This window comes from Vibrio vulnificus CMCP6, from assembly GCF_000039765.1.
Taxonomy (GTDB): Bacteria; Pseudomonadota; Gammaproteobacteria; order Enterobacterales; family Vibrionaceae; genus Vibrio; species Vibrio vulnificus_B.
On sequence record NC_004459.3, the window covers coordinates 2,031,609 to 2,050,008 of the forward strand.

An 18,400-nucleotide genomic window follows, 5' to 3' on the forward strand; every position below is an offset into this window, starting at 1 on the left:
AGGGTGGTTCTCGACCTGCGGTCCGCACTATAGGAACTAGCACCAGGTTCGGAATTGGACTCTCTTTGTAGTCATTCCCATGCGTGGGAATGAGCCAGCGGTTCGATAGTGATTTGTGAGATGTTATGGGATCTTGCTTTAGTGTGTGGGGTAAATTTCGCAACTTTCAATAAATAAGCTTTGTTCGGCTGCAAACTCTTCGAGAATTGAGTCGACGATGTTGACGTAGTTGGAATAGCGACTGAAAAAAACGAAACATGAGTCTTCTCACTGTTGAGCATAGCGCGAACCTTGTTCATTCCGTTGTCTACATAAAATTGACCTTTGCGATCTCACTGGACGACATTTTGTCCATTAAACTTCGTCCTAGATAAAACGTTCAGTATTTCACTTGTGTCCATCTGCGGGGGTGGGGCTAACTTCTTACGGCATTGAGGCATTGCTAATTTCAGTTATCTCGAATAGATAAGAAGATATCATACCTATTCCCAATCGTGGGAATAGGTTATCGTGATGCAAAGTGTATTATTTTTAGCTTGGATGCCGTTTGTTGGTAGTTTTAGAAAACTCGCCGCGCTCTTCTAAGCGACCTTCTAAGTTAGCTTTCTTGATAAGCGTTTCTTGCAAGAGGGCAGCAGTTCGCTCAAGTTCTTTTCTCATATTCTGATTTTCAGATTTAATCTTCGCATTGTTGTCTTCTAAAATCGCGTTTTCACGCTGTAAGGCAAATGAAGAGTCTGAACTGGCTTGCAAAGTTGAGGCTCTGTTTTCAAGTACGCTCACTTCGGTTTTTAAGCGCTCATTGTCGATCTTTAGTTCACTAAGTTGCGCAGGTAGTTCTTTCAGCTCATCAAGTTTGTCTTGAAGCTCTTCGACCAGCTCACTGGATTGTAATGCTTGTAGGCGTTTCTGTTCAGAACAGTGTTCAGCTATCTTTACTCGACTTTCTACAATACTAGCAATGTCACTCTCTACAGCTTGCCACAAAGCCGCTATGTCGAGTTTTAGTGCAGTTTCTAGCGGGCTGGAAAACCACTGGGGAACTTCTCGATTATATCGATTCGCATTAGGTTGAGCAGAATCGAGTATTTGAAATGCTATTTGAGCTTTTACATACCTCCCACCAACCGCGGCTTGTAATTGGGCTGGGTTCTCAAAACATTTTCCTTCCGCTTTTGCAGCTTCGTAAGCGTCAAGCATCACGTCGAAGGTAATGCCTTTATCGGGATCTTTGTTCGCGTTATGCATCTCTTGAATAAATTGCTGTTTAAGCTTGGTACGTAAGTCTGTAATGTAAGTGCGTTCGTTAGTTTGTATGTTCATTCACTTACACCCCTTAGTACGGTAGCTCTGTTGTTTGTTCTTCGAGCCATCTTTCAATAGTCTCTCGTTCCCAGCCCACAATTCGCGTGCTGATTGCACGAGCTGGCGGGAGACGACCTTCTTTGCGCCAGCGCCACACAGTCACTTTACTTATATTTAGGTACGTAGCTAAGTCGCTAACTCTTATAAATTTTCTATCTATCATTTTTATTATTCTCATTTTTGTTTTTATGTTTCTGTCTGATGTAATCGTATGAAAACAAACGCAAGTGTTGTAGATTAAAGAAAAGACACAATAGGGTTTACACTGATGGATAAGGTAGCTGCGGTAGTACTTGAAAAGAAACTGGAGGACAACCTTAAGAAACTTGAAGCACGATCTAGAAGTGAAAACAAAAAGCTAACTCAAAAGAAGAGTCCAAATGGTATATCTGTTATTGAAGCATTTGATGTTGATTTAGAGTTAGAAGTGTCTGAAGTGTTAATGTTAAATCTTCGTTTTCTTAAGACTTTTGCGGATCGAAAGCCGAATACCATTAAGGAGTTCGTTCGTTTTGCAGGAGGGTTGTCTGCATCAATTGATAAGCTTATTAGCTTCAGAACCCCAACATCGAATCTCTCACCAAAAGGATTACTTCAAGATCAAAACGATGAAGTTATCGAATACATTGATGTGATTGAGCAAATGCTCGTTAAAGCGAAGGGATTGACACCTCAAAGGCCATCATCTGACAATACTCAAACAAAACACACTACTTTGGCTTTACCTTTCTGTGCGCTTTGCTACAAACGAGTGAATCAGTCTCCATACTATTGTCGAGATCATCACTCTTCTAGGAGTGCTTTAGCATATAAGAAAGCCACAAGAAGATTGATTTCTGCCGTCTATCGCCATAGTGATGATGAAGATGCGCAAAGTAAGCTAGAAGACTATAAACAAGGTAAAGAACGCTTGGATGCAAGAACTCTTTATTCTTGGCTTAACTTATTCTCAGTAGAGCCGCGATTGGTGATGTCTGAGCTACTCAAACTGGATCGAGATAATGCAGGCTGGCAAAGCTATGCTGAAGCTGTACTTACATTTACACGGGAGCATTACCCCCATGCTTACGAGCAAATTAATGATATCGACAACATTACTTCTTGCTACGACGATTGGATTGTAAACGTTGCAAGGGTGCTAGGAGGGGACGTTGAGGCAAACTTGTGGAAAATTAAGGATGCTCTGATCTGGTTAAAGAGTGCGAATAACATTCAAAAATCGTTGACACTCCTAAACTGTATACGCAGATATGAAGCGTTTATGATAGTTAATAATTTCCCCGTTTTAAGCGGAGCGAAACAAGGCACCAATCCTAACATAGCGAAGCGTGAACAGTTGAAACAGCTATTAAAAGAAAGAGATGATGACCCATCTCTTACGATGAATGAGATTGCGAGAATATTAGGTGTGTCACGAACTGCTGTATACAAATTGAAGAATAAAATTATTTAGCACTAGAGGGTCAACTATAATAATTTGATTGCCAAATAGGTAAATAACTAAATGTATTCATGCTGGCAAGCAGCATGATTTTTCGTGGAATAGTGTCTCTATTAAATGCCTTGAGTTTTCTTGTTTGAATAATAATTGTTTTTATATTGTCGTTTTTATTCAATGGATTATTAATCCTTGGACCTAAATAAGGCTACATTCCCTCAAAAAAATATGTTATAACCATTATGACTGTTATAACTATTATGACTGTTATAACTATTATAACGGTTATAGCTTTAATATAAGGAGCAAGACTGAAAAATTAAAAACAAATGAGCAAAGTTTGCTCTTGTTGATTTTTTTTCGTTGTCGCAGAGAGCAATTGCTGTGTCGCAAAAGACAGTTTTAGTGCTTCGTGTGACACTTCTTTATTTGTTCGCACGTAGCGAAAGCTTTCGTGCAGAGACGTTTGTCTGCTTCGTCTGCAATGTAATTTTCGTGCATCAAAAAATTTCGCTTTGTAATTCAATGATTTTTTGGTTCGCTGTGGCTGTTTTCTGCTTCTAGAAAGCATTCATCCTGCCGATCGATTTGTATTGTTGTGGGGGATATAAAGGTTAAACTCAGGACTAAAATTTTCAGAACAGTGTTCAAACATAACTTGTTTTTTCATATTTAAAAAACAAAAAACAAAAAACAAAAAACAAAAAACAAAAAACAAAAAACAAAATTTAATGTAGTTATGAATTTATGAGAACAGTGTTCTTGATAACCGCGATAATTATTTAATCTGACCTTATCTTCACGGAATTTATTGAATGCATATACCCCATCATTTCAAGTGATACCATATCTATTTAAGAGAGCGGTTAGCTAGGCTACAGAGCTGTGCTCTGTAGATTTTCTATTAAGAGTGAACATTGCTCTACTTCGTTAGTCAGTTAATCCTAGCTTAGATTCAAACTCTTTTTTGGACAAAACCTTGTTAGATCATCTGCCCTAATATCGATAACTCGAATAATTTGAGGCATCATGAATGACTTACGATATCCCATCTCTAATGCATCTCTCACGCTTGATTTGGGTAGAAGCATGTATTCAAATAATCAGTTTAGTCATCTAAAACATTCATAAATATCGACATTTTATACGCCATCACAATCCGATTTCTTTGCGGACTTATCGCGTTTTTGGAAAAAATGCACTAAAGTACTATCGTCTAATTGAGTTAGTAAAATAGTTAATACAATTCCATTTTCATATCATCATATAAGATGCATAAGTAGTTCAGTGAGTATATCTTTTTTCAACTTTCCCAAGGTCTCTTCTTTTGCGTTTTCTGGAATAACCATTTGTAGCAATGAGCGTTTTAAATTTCCAATTGATTGAGGTGTTATAATCTGTTGTTCTCCTTTAAACAATTTAACGATAGACTCAATGGCAGTATCAGGGTACTTTCTAACCATATTTAGGCTGGTGATAAGCTCTTTATCATGATGACTATAATAACCTTCAAGCCCATTTTCAGTTGCCACGGCTAACTTATATATAGACAGGGAGTTAGTAACTTTGAAGGGTAAGTTAGGCTCAAGAGCTATCTGTAATTTTTCTTGAGAATTGTAATCAAAAAATATACCAATATCTTGGGCCTTATTTTTTATAGTAAATACTTTCCTTTCGCTAAGGTCATCTTCTACCAAATACGGATGTGATATGTTATAAGACAAGTTTCCTCGAGCGTCGATATTGATCACATTGTAGTTACCTTTGGTATGATTACAATTGTGGCAAGCAGGTATCAGGTTATAAAAAGAAACAGCAAACATCGGAAACAGTGACTTAGGAATAAAATGATCAAGCTCAGGTCTTGCCTCATCATTTTTATCTATGACAACAACTGGAGTAAAATTCCGATTACAATAAGGGCAAATCCTAGGCGCTACATACTTGGTCAATGAGTACGCACACCATTCCAAACTTTTTTCTCTAAACAGATCGTAATCAAACACTGCCTTACATTCCACATAGCAGGTAATTAGCCTTTCATTAAGGTAAGGATTTAATTTTGACGCAAGAATTGTTACTGTTTTTCCAGATCTAAGATTCTTACTTTTCCTCTTATATTCACTGAGTTTTTGGCGATTTAAAGTATGTATATCTAAGTGACATTTCAATTGATAATCAATGTTATCTAAAGCTTGAATAGCATAATCTATGTTGGCATTAGTTCCAAGATGGTTGTCCAGCGCATCCCAAAATGATCTTAGTGATATAGGGCATTCAAAAGTAAGCTCAACATCAATAATTTTTCCGCTTTTTTTCTTGATACCACTAATATGAACATATTTGTGTTTAAGTTGATCTGAGATAGGTAAACTGACTAAGTCATCTTTAATTTTGTCAAAAAAACCATTAAGAATTTTCAATAAAGTTTCAGGCGTGCCAGTTATTATTTCTTCAAAATTTCTAGATAAATAAACCGTATAGATATTTATTTGAGATGGTCGTTGATTAAAATGCGCTTTGTGTTTTTTTATTGCATCGATAATGGTTGCATTGTTAATAAGAAACATGATTATATTTATTCATCTATTGATTTGATACGAGCTAAAAGTTGCCTTTCGTCTAAGCCTTCATCCAGAAGAGATAAAATACGCCCTTTAATAGATCTAGGATGTATTTTAACTCGATCGAGTCGGGATTGTAATTCCCTTTTTAGCAGTGGGTCTCCGACTTGATCCACTACTAACTCTATCGTTTTAATAGTTTCTAAGTTGTACTCTTCACAACTGTTAGTATCTAAATCTTCTAATTGAACGGCTATCTTTTTTATAATATTTGCCGCATGCTCTCCGATTGAACGCTGTAAAATAAATTGAGACTTTAATATGTCATGAATATTTGCTGCAAATGTATTTACATTGATATCATTATGATTCCCTAATGAAAGTGTCTTTTTATTTAGGATGTCAGATAAAATAAACGGAGAATGCGTAGCTAACACCACCTGAGGTTGTACTCTCTTATTTTCGAACACTTTAATAAGTGTATTTATTAATAAGCGTTGCCACTCTGGGTGAAACGTGTGTTCAACTTCGTCAAAAATCACAATAGGCTGAATATTAGTAAAATAGTCGAGTTTCTCCTCAAGATTTCCAATGAAGTTGATGATATTCATTTCACCTGAACTCAAACCATCGATACAGACAGAGGAGAAAATATTATCACCGCTGATCTCGTAAGTTCCTAACTCTTCTAACTCATTTCCATCAACTAGGTGTTTAAGTAAATCAAGCTTTCCAGGCTGATTGAAGGGGATAATGATACAACCACCATAAACTTCGTTTTCTTGAAAACAATCAGAAATGAGATCTAATTTATGTCTAGTTTGGCCTACATACTTATGAAACTCAATATAATGGCTTTGAAGGCCGAGATCTTCCAAAAAAGATTGAGCTTTATCTTGGGCATTTTTAATATTATCATTATTAATACCAAATCTAAGTATTGTAAATAATAATGAAATGTCATCTTTGTGATATTTTAACTTAGTTCCATTAATTTGTTCTCTTTCAATGAATTTTGTAGCGAAAAGGAAAAAATAACAAATATAAAAGTAGTTAATGCTAAACTTATCATCATCTAATATTTTTCTCGTCTCCGTTTTGAGTTCTCTAAACCACTTATGTCTTATCGCATTGCCCCCAATCCCCATTGCAGATAAGTATGAACTAACCTTATTTTTAATTTCCTCATATTGCAGTACATAACTTGCGTGAGAGTTCTTGAAAATCTGTTCAAATATGTCGTAATTACCAATACTTTCTTTAAAACTTGCGAATTGCTTTACATTGTTTGTGGTACTAGAATTTTTGAACTTATTATGTACGGGATCACCTCCAATACGATATAGGTTTCTTCCATCTATCTTTATATTTATTGGCCTGTGATTTTCATCTATTGGATTGTAATAAATGGCTTTTTTTTCTGTAAAATTAATGTTATTTGAAATTTCACCATTCTTAAATGTGTAATCATTGTTATTAGTTATCATAACGAGATCCGAGTCACACCCAGAGTTATACCGTTCAATGATCAGAAAACCTGAGGCATTGTTCCCGTCTGAGGGGAACTCATTTAGACAAACTAAATGCGTAAGTACTTCTAAAACGTTAGATTTTCCTGAGCCGTTAGGCCCAACTATCGCACTAAAACCATCCAAACCTGAGAGCGGATTTTTGACAGGATCGCTTGAACCAAAGTCACTGGAGGTTACAGTGACACAGTGTTGGTCAATTTGGATGTTGTAGTCGAGTGTAAAGCGAATACCTTTGTTTTGAACATTTTTATACTGATCAATCCGAAGATAAATAAGTCGGTAGTCATTCATGTGAATTTTATTATTTATAGAGGTTAAGCCAATAAGGTAATATACCCAAATTTTTGTTTGTAGCCCAACAAAACAAATACCGTTGACAGACTATCAGCTCTACTACAGTGGGTAAAGAAGCACAAATATAGTTCAAATAGTGACTACTTGTCATTGCGCAATGTTGGCTCTCAAGCCCACCATCACTACATAATTTTAGGCATGACAAATCAACATGAACAGCCTATGAATGAGTCCCAACTCTAAACGACTTTGGGGCAAAGGTGATTTAGGCAACTAAGAAGGATCTCTTCTGAGTTGCGAACGATAGTGCGCTCTTGAGTTTTAGCATTACACCAGATATCGCAAACAATGTAGTTGACCTATTTACGACTGATCTATTTCACTAAGTCGTTTTACTTAAAACTCTTGGATGATATGTGCTCTGGACAGAGTTCTGACTAACTTCTGCTCATATACTGTTTAGAGTATAAATATTAAATATACTCTGTGAAGTATATTGCTTTAATATACCCCATAGAGTATATTTTTACTGTATACTCTATAGGGTATACAATGCACGCTGTCTCCATATCTAACTAAGGGTATCATAATGCTAGTTAACACACCGACAGTCCTCGGCAATGCGTTACGCGAAGCCCGAAAGGACAATGGCCTAAAGCAAACAGATCTTGGTCTGCGACAAGCAACAGTATCTAATTTTGAAAGCAACCCTGAAAAATCCACGATAGAAACATTGTTCAAGCTCCTGTCTATCAATGGACTAGAAATGCATATTGTGCCGAAAGGCAAGCACATTACTGAAACTAAAGGGGCTGTTGACGAATGGTGAATCGACTTCATGCTTACATGAATGGCGTAAAGGTTGGGGTACTTGAAAAGCGCACAAACGGCGCACATGTTTTCACTTACGATTCGGGTTGGGTTTTAGCACCAAATGGTCGTCCTATCTCGCTTTCTATGCCTCTCAGGAAGGATGCGTATACTGGCAGTGAGGTTATTAACTTCTTTGATAACTTACTGCCAGATAATCAGCAGATACGAGATAGAATAGCTGCTCGCTATAAAGCAGATACTAAACAGCCATTCGACCTATTAGCTAAGGTTGGTCGAGATGCTGTAGGTGCTATCACGCTAGTTCCAGAGGGCTTTGATGTAGATGATCATCGAACCATAACCGCAAAGGCGTTATCCGAAAAGGAATTGGTTAGAATCCTAAAGGGATATATGGAGGACGCTCCTTTGGGGATGCTGAAAGAGGAAGATGATTTTAGGATCTCGATAGCGGGAGCGCAGGAAAAGACAGCCTTACTGTTTCACGATGGAAGATGGATGCTACCACAGGGAATGACTCCAACTACGCATATTATCAAGCTGCCAATAGGTGAAATTGTTTCTCAGAACAATGTTATTGATTTGTCTGCTAGTGTAGATAATGAGTTGATTTGTATGAGGCTAGCAAAGGCGTTCGGCATTCAAACGGCAAACTGTGACATTATTCGTGCTGGTGATGTTCGTGCCTTGTCTGTTGAGCGATTTGACCGAAAATTATCTTCTGATAACAGCTATTACTTGCGCTTGCCCCATGAGGATTTTTGCCAGGCAAAAGGGATTCCCTCAGCTAGAAAATATGAAATTGACGGTGGTATCGGCATAGAAGAATCTATTGATATTTTGCGATACTCATACGAAATCAACGATACCGTTACTTTTGCACGTTCTCAGATATTGTTTTGGCTACTAGCTGCCATTGACGGGCATGGAAAGAATTTCTCTGTAAGTATAGCCGCATCTGGTCGATATCAGCTTGCACTACTGTATGACATTATCTCGGCACATCCACTGACAGGTGGGCGTGGTTTGAGTGAGCGTAAGATCAAGATGGCAATGAGCTTACGTGGCACTAGTGGGCGAAAATGGAAGTGGCACCAACTTCAACCGCGCCATTTCGAAGATACCTTTCACACTATGAACGTCCCGAACATAAGGCGAGAAAAGGTTCGCTTATTGCTTGATGAGTTTGAATCGACGGCAAGGGCGGTGATTGATTCTGTCGGAAACTCGCTACCACCTGATATTAATGAAAGCGTAAGAGATAAGATATTTAACGGTGTCTTAAAGACAGTTAAGAAGATTCAATTGACAAAAAAATAAATCAGTATTTAAAGAAAAGCCTCACAGTCGTGCAAGTTATTGCACGACTGTTTTGATATTTTTGGGGATGGTCAAGCTACCGCTCGCTTTGTTAGTTGTCAGCCACGCCTGTAACTCGAAAGGGCAATGGCTTGGTTGTGATTGAGCTATCGAGTCTTTCTTGGCAGTTATCGTAGATAAAATTAGTTGTATTAGGAGGTAAGGCTCTTTTTCTTCCAAGGAAGCTCTCTCTCAAAAAATACTAGCTTATAATCTTCAAGGCGTGAATTGAGCGCCTTTTCCCATAGTTCAAGTCCCAATCGTTTTTCATCAATGTACTCATACATATCATAGTGCCTACCAGATACATCATTGATAGCATGCCCCTGTATACGATCACGGTACTCTTTGGGAATCTTGATTTCCCCTCCCAATGTTTTTACTGTTCTCCGAAAGTCCCTAGCGACAAAAGGCCTAATTTTTGTAACTTTTTTGTAAGTTAGCAGTGCTTGAGCAATAGTGTTGGTAGGCATATGTTCATTTGAATTTGTTTTCTTAAAGAAAACAAATGGGCTACCAATAGTAGCCGTTTGTTCTCTGATTTCTTCTAGTATTTGGATTGCAGAGTTAGTCAGAGGAAGCATGTGATTTTTCTTTGTTTTTTGGAAAGCTTCGCTGACAAGAACAGTTTTTTGATCAAAATTTATGTGCGACCATTTGATCGTTACCACTTCGTGAGGTCGTTGCCCTCCCAAGTAAAAACAAAGCCTTAGCACTTGTCTGGTTTGGTATGCAAGGTTTAAATCATCAAATCTATGTTCCATGTCATAAAGTAATTGGGTTACTTCATTCCAAGATAGGAAGTGTGAACCAATTTTTTCAGGTTGTTTTGGTATTTTCGATATCGGATTGTGGTCAAGAGCGAATTTGGTTTCTCTTTTTCTGAATTTAGGGTTATTTTCGTACCCTAAAGCGAAGTTGAATGCCGCATGCAGAATGGAGCGAATTTTATTACTCTTGTCCACAAATCCTTCTTCAATTGGGATTGCTAATATGTCCAAAAAATCTTCAGTTTCAAAATCTTTCGCCTTTCGATGTATGTCGAGATGAGGGAACACATTTTTCACTATGAGCTGATATTCGTCTTCGTGACTACGATTTCCATTATCTTGTTTGTTCTGCTTATGGAACTCAATAAGTTGCTCAAAGGTGCCTAATTGATCTTTTTCACGTTCTGCTGTTTTCTTCTCTTCAGACTGCCTTTCTAGCTCATTTTTTGGATCTAATCCTTTAGAGAGCATTTCACTGTACTCGTTAGCTAGATCACGTGCTTTAGATAAAGTTAGAGCAGGGAACTTACCCAAAGCGATGAAAACTTCTTTCTTCTCTTTATGGTATTTGAACTTGAAGATCTTAGAGCCAGCAGGAGTGACTTGGACAGTTAAGCGGCCTGTGCCTCGCTCACCTGTATTGTCTGGCTTGTAGTAAGCGGTTTTTTTGGCAGGAAGCGCTTTGATTTGATTTACAGTTAACATATGGATCACCTTGGATGAACCGCTACTAGCTATATTTTGTAGTCGGCTACGTAGTCGGGTTACTGTTTAGTCCAGTGTAGCTAAATGTAACTATAAGTGATACAGTTATTTCATTGCTCATCATCAAGTTGTTGATTTTACATGGTAATGTAACTTTAGGTAATTGAGTGTAATTATGTAACCATATCACTTCTAAGGATGTGGTCGTAGGTTCGAATCCTACAGGGCGTGCCATTTATTCTAAGGCCTCAGCATCTCATGGTGCTGGGGCTTTTTCGTTTTGGTCATTTTTCCTTTCATATGGATTGTCCGGGCTTTGTCAGTAATGTCACGATGGTGTCAAAGCGGCCAGCTCATATTGACTTTACCGCGTCCAAAAAATAGCATGCCGCTCGTTTTTATAGCGCGATGGGCAGCACTCATCGTTTCCTTTTCATTTATTGAGGTACAACAGAAACCTATGGACTCGTCGAGTAGTCGAATATCACAAAATGGTTTTTTCGAGCCTTCGAAAATGCCAACGGTTTTCTGCTAGCCTGCCAATCTACACTGTTAGCTTGTGCTGGGTAGTCGATACCTATTGGCATAAGCGAATACTACTTTTCCTCGTTAATACCATCTCTTTATTGATATATGCCTTCGGCCGTTTGCCGCAGGAACGATACGCTTATTGATTTGCCTTAAGTGCTTTGTCGCATCGAGAGCAATAAGCGACGACATGTCATGCGTACAACTTTGCGTCCAATGAAAGGGCGGAGGTGGCTGCGTGGGTTTCTTTGTCCTGAGCGACACTCAGGAGAGATAACCATGACTCTATTACAGACACAAAAAATCGATAACGCGAACGCACAAGGCGTTTGTGGCGGTCACGCTGTTCACATCGATACTCACACTAACTTAAAAGATGCGTCTATTTCGATGATGTATCGCAAGCGTGTTTTCTGGTTGGTGCTGCTGGTTTTCGGCAACGTTTTTTCAGGCGCTGGGATTGCTTATTTTGAGGAGATCATCCAAAGCCATGTGGCACTTGTGTTTTTCTTACCCTTGCTTATCGACAGTGGCGGTAATGCGGGTTCGCAATCGGCCACTTTAATGGTACGCGCGCTAGCAACAGGAGAAGTGATGGCGAAGGATTGGGCGAAAATGCTCAGTAAAGAGCTTTGCATCGCCGCTCTTCTTGGTATCACTATGGCTGGTGCGGTGTCACTGCTGGGCTTTGTGAGAGGGGGGTATCACATCGCGCTTGTGGTGGCGATCACCATGCAGATTGTGGTGATTGTTGGATCTGTGGTGGGCATGTTGCTGCCGTTTCTGCTCAGCAAACTTCGATTTGATCCCGCCTCTGCAAGCGCGCCGTTGATCACGACCATTGCCGATGCGATTGGGGTGATGATCTATTTCTCTGTGGCAAGCGTGTTATTGGATTTACCTACCGTGGGTTAACGACCAAACGCCAGTGCAACGATTGAGTTTTTTCTGAATTTTCGACAAATTTTGCACGGTTAATAGGAATGTTGCATCAAGTTGAGTAGATTATTGGCTTAACTACTTTGGCTTGATGTAACAACCTGGACGTACCTGTGATCATTCGAGTAATTGAGAAGTGGCTTAACCTGAGCCGCTGGCATGAAGATTTTAGGGAGAGCTCATTTGTTTTTATTGCGCTCTCTTTTTTAACGGCGATATTTTCGTTTTTTCTCTACTACAACATTTTTATTGTCCCTTTTCCTCCGATGATTTTGCTCGATGGCCTAGGTGTGTTGGGCTGTTTGGTTGGCTTCTATTTTCTTAAAGATAATCGGCGTTCCCGTTTAGCGGGCATCATTGCGGTGGTTGTGATGATGGTGATCAGCTTGCTTTATATCGCTGATACGGGAAATGAGGAATTTGCCCTTGCATTTACTTTAAGTATTCCAGTGATCTCCATTTTTGTTGTCGGTTATCGCTTGGGGGCGACGTTTAGCGTACTCAATTTTGCTATCATCGCTTGGATCTGTTTTAGCCAAATGCCGAACTGGACGGCAGTGCCTTTCGACAACATCAGTTTTATCCACTTAACGGTCATCTATTTTACTTTGTTTGCTATCGCTTATTTTTACGATTCCGGCCGCAGGCAAACCATGGCGTTGCTCAAAGAGTCCAATGCAAAACTGCAGCAGATTTCAGTAACGGATGCACTCACTCAACTACCTAACCGTTTGTATATTGAAGAGTTTCTCATCAACTCAAACCAAGTGCATTGGATTGTGATTCTCGATATCGATGATTTTAAGAAAATCAACGATCGCTATGGGCACGATGTTGGTGACAAGGTATTGCAGATTGTGGCGCAGAAAATTGAAAGCTGTGTTGGTGGCAATGGCGTGGCTTGTCGCTGGGGAGGAGAGGAGTTTCTCATGGCTTTTTATCTGCAAGAGATTGACGTCATAGAGGGCAAGATTTTCCGTCTGCAGCAAGAGATCGCGACGTTTGAGTTTGGTTTACGTAGCCCGATCACCTTCAGTTGTGGCGGGGCGCCGCATCAGCCTAAACATTATCGCAAAGCGTTTCGTCAAGCGGATGAAGCACTCTATCGAGCCAAAAAAGCAGGGAAAAACAGCTTTGTTTACGATGTGATTGCCAGAGTTAGTTAGTGTATTGCGCTAATTTTTAGCGAATGGCGTAGTGATTTATCTTGTTCTCCAATATTTTTGCTGAACAAATTTGGTTTTTTTGTTGTTTTTTTAGTCCGATTGTTTTATAAATAATTGCGATGCGTCTCATTTATAAAATATGAAATTGTTATGAATTGATTGCATAAGCTATTCTCCAGCTTTATTTGGCTAGAGTAACTTTATGAAAACTAAAATCATTTTATGTTCAGCGGTACTAGCAGTACTTTCTGGTTGTGCGTCAGTACCTATGGTTGATTCTGAACTCTCCGATCAAGCGAAACAGTTTGAAGCGCCAACCGAAGGTAAAGCGGGTGTTTACGTTTATCGCCCAGAATCTGGCATTGGTGGTGCGCTGAAAAAAGATGTGCATATTGATGGTGAATGCATTGGTGAAACGGCACCGGGTGTTTTCTTCTACCACGAAGTGGATGGCGATAAAGAGCACATTGTCAGTACCGAATCTGAATTTTCTCCAAATGAAGTCACCTTGTTTACTGAGCAAGGACGTCTCTATTTTGTTCAGCAATACATCAAAATGGGGGCATTTGTTGGCGGTGCGGATTTAGTGGTTGTCGATGAGTCAACGGGTAAATCTGACGTTTACAAAACAAAAATGGCGATCAAGGGCAACTGCTCAGCCAAGTAATTCGACGCTCTCGTCTACAGACCCAAGCTTTGTGCTTGGGTTTTTTCTATCTACGATAAAGAGGCCATAGGTTCAGAGTTTATAGGCGAAGAGGTTATTTCTGTCGCATTCCGTCGCTTTTGTTTGTTATTCCTACTGTTTTTTATGTCTGGTTATTAAATCTTTTGCATTTGTTGCCGATAACAAGGTTTTCTAAGTGTCTGTTATATGGGGTAAGTTATGAAGTTTAGTCAAAAAGTCATACTGGCTTCTTCTGTGTTGTTGCTTATCAGTATCGTATTGCTGTCCGTTCAACAATCGCTATTGGTCAAAGACAAAGTCGAAAAATTGGTCGAAAGCAGCCTGATGGAGCTGGAGCAAGGGGTGCGAGATGCCGTCAGTGCGCAGATGGAAAGTAAACGCGCTTTGGCAAAATCTACGCAAGAAATCATTGAACTTGCGCCACTTGATCAAGGCTATGTGGCGGATGTGCTTGAAACCTCCGTCGTAAAACAAGGTTTTATCGCCGTGGGGCTTGGCTACGAGCGTGATGGTTTGGTGGTTGAAAATGACGATGCATGGGAAGTGGAATCCAGCTATGACCCAAGAACTCGCCCTTGGTATCAACAGGCAAAAGCACAAAATCGTTTGGTCGTCACAGAGCCCTATGTAGACTCAACCACGAAACAAGTGGTGATTTCTATCGGTGCCCCTGTGCGATCTCAGGGGCAGTTCATCGGTAGTTTGTTTTACGATGTGGATTTAGGTGGCTTAGCAAAATTGGTCAATCAAACCAATCTGTTTGATGCGGGTTACCTCTTCATTGTTACCCCAGACGGCACCACCATTGCGCACCCAGACGTCAACAAAAATGGTGAAAATATCTCCAGCTACCTTCCTCAGGTTCGTATTCAAGAAGGAGAGCAACGCTTTGAAAAAGAAGGCGTGTCCTACCTCGTGCGTTTAACCAAGGTTGGCAGTGAAGGTTGGTTTGTTGGCGCTGTGCTCAATGAATCGACGGTTTATTCAGCGATCAGCGAAATGCGCAGCAGCTCCTTGATTTACGTGGTAATCGCAGTGGTACTGAGTGTGTTGGCTCTTTCTGTGTTAATGAAAGCGTTAATGCGTCCTTTAGGGGCGTTGAACGCCGCCATTCAGGATATTGCCAGTGGCAATGGCGATTTAACTAAGCGCCTTGATACCAATACCGATCCAGAATTTGCGGAAATGGCGTGTGGTTTTAACCGCTTTACTGAAAATCTTCAGCAGCAGGTGATTCAATCGAAAGCGATCAGTGCCGACATTCTCAATGGAACCGAAATGTCGGTGATGGGGGCTGAGCGTGCTTCTTCCGCCGTTGGTAGCCAGCTTCAAGAACTTGAACAACTGGCGACAGCCATGCATGAGATGTCGGTCACGGCGCTCGAAGTGGCAAACAATGCACAAAGCGCGGCACATGCCGTGAAAGAAGCAGATCAAGTGACGTCGGCCGGGTCGAAAGTGGTCAGTGATACAACCAATGCCATCAGCCAACTGTCACTGAGAATCGATCAAGCGGTAGAGGAAGTGCAGGGCTTAGAAAGCGCGACCACCAATATCGAAACCATCTTGAAAGTGATTAATGAAATTGCCGAACAAACGAACCTCTTGGCCTTAAACGCCGCGATTGAAGCCGCGCGTGCGGGTGAGTCGGGACGCGGTTTTGCGGTGGTGGCTGATGAAGTTCGCACTTTGGCATCACGCACGCAAGAATCCACTACGCAAATTCGCAGCATGATTGAACAGTTGCAAGCAGGGGCGAGTTCAGTCTCTTCTGTGATGGGCGAGAGTAAAGCTACTACGGATGTGGCAGTGACGCACGCACAGCAAGCTGATCATGCCTTACAAGAAATCCGCGAGATCATGCAACGCATTACCGATATGAACCTGCAAATCGCGTCTGCCGCAGAAGAGCAAAGCCTTGTTGCGGAAGAGATCAACAGCAATACGGTGAGAATTAAAGATCTCTCAACCGAAGTGTCTCAGTTGGCGGCTCAATCGAACGACGCCATGGCGCAGCAAACGGTGTACGTGCGACAGCAAGATGCCCTGTTAAATAAGTTTATTGTTTGATGTCATTCTGAATCACTCTTTTGAAGATATGCCCAGCCCATAGCGGCTGGGCTTTTTTTGAAATCAAGTTTGGCTGAGTACGTTGGATAGCCAATGCCGGCCAAGTTCTTTCTCTTTAGCCATTTGCACATTTCGTCTTTGCGCTACGTCGCTTTTTCGCCTGATTAAACCGCGAAACTTAGTTTACGTTTTTCGCGGCTATCATTCTTAGGTGAACAGGCGTATCGGGCTTATAATCTCGCCCTCATTGGGTGAGAGAGCCTCTCTGTATCCAATGCTATCTGCCTGATACAAAGAGCGTTCTATGATTGGAATCTATTTTCAAATCAATGACTGGGTTTTGTGCATTGATGAGAACAAGCTGTATCGACAAGATAGGGAAGTCTCCGTCGAGCCACGTCTAATAAATTTACTGCATTTCCTTGCTGAACACGTTGGAGAGGTGTTTGGTCGCGAGGAACTGATCCAGCACGTTTGGGATGGGGCCATTGTCACCGACCAAGTGGTGACGCAATCCATTTTTGAGCTCCGCAAATTACTGCGTGATGGGCGAGAAGAAAATCTCAGCTATGTGGTGACCGTACCAAAGCGCGGTTACAAGCTGGTGGCCAATGTTGAGCGTTTAACGGCCAATCCTTATTTGTTGCGTCAGGCAGAACCTGCCGAGGTTGAATTGTTGGAGCCAGCAATGACCGAGCCATTAATCGCGGTGCCAGAAGCCCCCAGCGCAAATGAAATGGTTTTTCCAGCAGGGCCGCTCACACGCGCCATGTGCCACAGTCAGCAACAGAAAAAGCCGAATCGACCCAATATCTCTCGTTGGCGTGTGAACGCATTCAACGCGCTGTGGATTGGTTTGGTGATCATTGCGATGGGCTTTTTTACCATCAAACAATCACAAGTGCGCATTACGCAAGTCGTGGATACTCATCTGATTGAATTCATGTTTCAAGATGACTATCACGCCCAAGCGTTAAGCCACGATCTGGCCGATGGTATTGCACAGAAGCTGATGGCCGACATCACTCAAGTGACCGACTATCGCGTGATGTTGAGTAAAACCGCGTTTACGTCTGGCATTTTGCCCGGTAAATCGATCATGGTTCGAGTGAGCGATAAAGAAGGTCACGCCTTTATTGAACTGGAGTTAAAAAACAACTCCTCGGGCGCGGTGTTGTTTAGCCGCCAATACCCTTTGGACACCTCGCATCTTGCGTCGGTTTTGCACCGAGCGGAAGTCGACATTATGCAGGCGTTACGTTTGCCAAACGCAGAGCAACAAGCGCAAATCTTGTTGGTGGATTTTCCTCAGCAGCCAGCGGCGTTGGCCTTGTATGTGCGAGCGAATCACTACCTCAATCTCTCTGATCAACAGCAGGTACAAAAGGGGATTGATTTGCTTGAACAGGTGCTTAACTTAGAGCCGAACAATCATTACGTTCAGGCGGAGCTCTTGATTGCTTACCATGTTCAGCAAGCCTTGTCTGACATGCCGACGTTAAACCAAGAACGCATTTTATTGCTGAGCAGCAAATTGCAAAGCGCCAGTGAAGCACTGGACGCAGTGGTTCAACCCAGAATTTACGAAGCGTTAGCGCTGCAAGCGACGGTGGATGAAGATCTGCCCTCGGCTGAGCGGTATTTAGCCAAAGCGCAGCAATTGCGTGAGTCGGTGCTCTCTTATGTACTGCAAGGAAAACACGCTGAATTGCGTGGTGATCTTGATGGTGCCAGTGATGGTTACAGCGAAGCTTTTTATATGGACACATCACTAGAAACCTATTTGTTGTGTGAGAGGCTGGTATTTCAATCGAATCTAAAATCGATTGACTACGCCATGTATCGCTCAGTGCATCCTTCGGTGGTGCGTTTAATGTAGCGACCCAGTTTGGGTTTGCCTTTCACCTTTGCTCTCAGACATCGCTGCGTCTGAGAGCGGTTCATTTTCTTATCTTTCCCTTCTTTGCGTATGAACCTCATTGTGAGTTGTACGTCTTGTTCCATCGTCTATACCCTTTCTACTTGAAGCTGCAGCGGTGTTGGCTACGCTCGTTCACTGGCACGCCAGCCCGGCCCAATCACATAGTCTGTCTATGTTCATGGGGATGACCTCACTTGCCGCCTACCTGCAACTCCAAGTAGTTTGGGTAT

At 41.2% G+C, this 18,400-nt stretch carries 13 protein-coding genes; 8 read left to right on the forward strand and 5 right to left on the reverse strand.

What is annotated here, in order from left to right:
* Positions 1–531 precede the first annotated feature (531 nt).
* Together VV1_RS09645 and VV1_RS09650 are read right to left on the reverse strand one after the other, a co-directional pair.
* Positions 532–1,323, reverse strand: coding sequence for a hypothetical protein (locus VV1_RS09645; protein WP_011079932.1), 792 nt, complete (start codon positions 1,321–1,323; stop codon positions 532–534).
* Positions 1,324–1,336: 13 nt separating this feature from the next.
* Positions 1,337–1,639: a helix-turn-helix transcriptional regulator gene (locus VV1_RS09650; protein WP_419445054.1), complete on the reverse strand. Its 303-nt coding sequence runs from the start codon at positions 1,637–1,639 to the stop codon at positions 1,337–1,339.
* On the opposite strand from VV1_RS09650, the gene VV1_RS09655 reads away from it, so the two are divergent.
* Entirely contained in the window at positions 1,634–2,818 is a 1,185-nt protein-coding gene (locus VV1_RS09655) for a helix-turn-helix domain-containing protein (RefSeq protein ID WP_011079934.1), read from the forward strand. The two genes, VV1_RS09650 and VV1_RS09655, sit on opposite strands and share 6 nt — an antisense overlap.
* Before the next feature lie 1,247 nt (positions 2,819–4,065).
* Here the strand turns inward: VV1_RS09655 and VV1_RS09665 are convergent.
* Together VV1_RS09665 and VV1_RS09670 are read right to left on the reverse strand one after the other, a co-directional pair.
* A complete protein-coding gene (locus VV1_RS09665) occupies positions 4,066–5,373 on the reverse strand; it encodes an HNH endonuclease (RefSeq protein ID WP_011079936.1) in 1,308 nt (435 codons plus the stop codon).
* Positions 5,374–5,381: 8 nt separating this feature from the next.
* Entirely contained in the window at positions 5,382–7,190 is a 1,809-nt protein-coding gene (locus VV1_RS09670; protein ID WP_011079937.1) for an AAA family ATPase, read from the reverse strand.
* 592 nt (positions 7,191–7,782) lie between these two features.
* Here VV1_RS09670 and VV1_RS09675 point away from each other — a divergent pair.
* Together VV1_RS09675 and VV1_RS09680 are read left to right on the forward strand one after the other, a co-directional pair.
* On the forward strand, positions 7,783–8,022 hold the full coding sequence (locus tag VV1_RS09675) for a helix-turn-helix domain-containing protein (protein WP_011079938.1): 240 nt from the start codon (positions 7,783–7,785) through the stop codon (positions 8,020–8,022).
* Positions 8,016–9,344 carry a type II toxin-antitoxin system HipA family toxin gene (locus VV1_RS09680; RefSeq protein WP_011079939.1) on the forward strand — a complete coding sequence of 443 codons (1,329 nt, stop codon included), beginning with the start codon at positions 8,016–8,018 and terminating at the stop codon, positions 9,342–9,344. The genes VV1_RS09675 and VV1_RS09680 overlap by 7 nt, the downstream gene beginning before the upstream one ends.
* Positions 9,345–9,535: 191 nt before the next feature.
* Here VV1_RS09680 and VV1_RS09685 read toward each other — a convergent pair whose 3' ends face one another.
* Positions 9,536–10,858, reverse strand: a complete 1,323-nt coding sequence (locus VV1_RS09685) for a tyrosine-type recombinase/integrase (protein WP_011079940.1) — start codon at positions 10,856–10,858, stop codon at positions 9,536–9,538.
* 807 nt (positions 10,859–11,665) lie between these two features.
* Between VV1_RS09685 and VV1_RS09690 the strand changes: the two genes are divergently transcribed.
* The 5 genes from VV1_RS09690 (at position 11,666) to cadC (ending at position 18,128) form a co-directional block, all read left to right on the forward strand.
* A complete protein-coding gene (locus VV1_RS09690; RefSeq protein WP_013571359.1) occupies positions 11,666–12,301 on the forward strand; it encodes a magnesium transporter in 636 nt (211 codons plus the stop codon).
* A gap of 137 nt (positions 12,302–12,438) precedes the next feature.
* Positions 12,439–13,491, forward strand: coding sequence for a GGDEF domain-containing protein (locus VV1_RS09695; RefSeq protein ID WP_011079943.1), 1,053 nt, complete (start codon positions 12,439–12,441; stop codon positions 13,489–13,491).
* Positions 13,492–13,693: 202 nt separating this feature from the next.
* Complete coding sequence (locus VV1_RS09700) at positions 13,694–14,158, forward strand: DUF2846 domain-containing protein (RefSeq protein WP_011079944.1); 465 nt, start codon at positions 13,694–13,696, stop codon at positions 14,156–14,158.
* A gap of 219 nt (positions 14,159–14,377) precedes the next feature.
* The gene (locus tag VV1_RS09705) at positions 14,378–16,249 is read left to right on the forward strand and encodes a methyl-accepting chemotaxis protein (RefSeq protein WP_011079945.1); all 1,872 of its coding nucleotides are present in this window, start codon (positions 14,378–14,380) and stop codon (positions 16,247–16,249) included.
* A gap of 304 nt (positions 16,250–16,553) precedes the next feature.
* Positions 16,554–18,128 (forward strand): lysine decarboxylation/transport transcriptional activator CadC, encoded by a 1,575-nt coding sequence (gene cadC / locus VV1_RS09710; RefSeq protein ID WP_011079946.1) that lies wholly within the window; start codon positions 16,554–16,556, stop codon positions 18,126–18,128.
* Positions 18,129–18,400 lie beyond the last annotated feature (272 nt).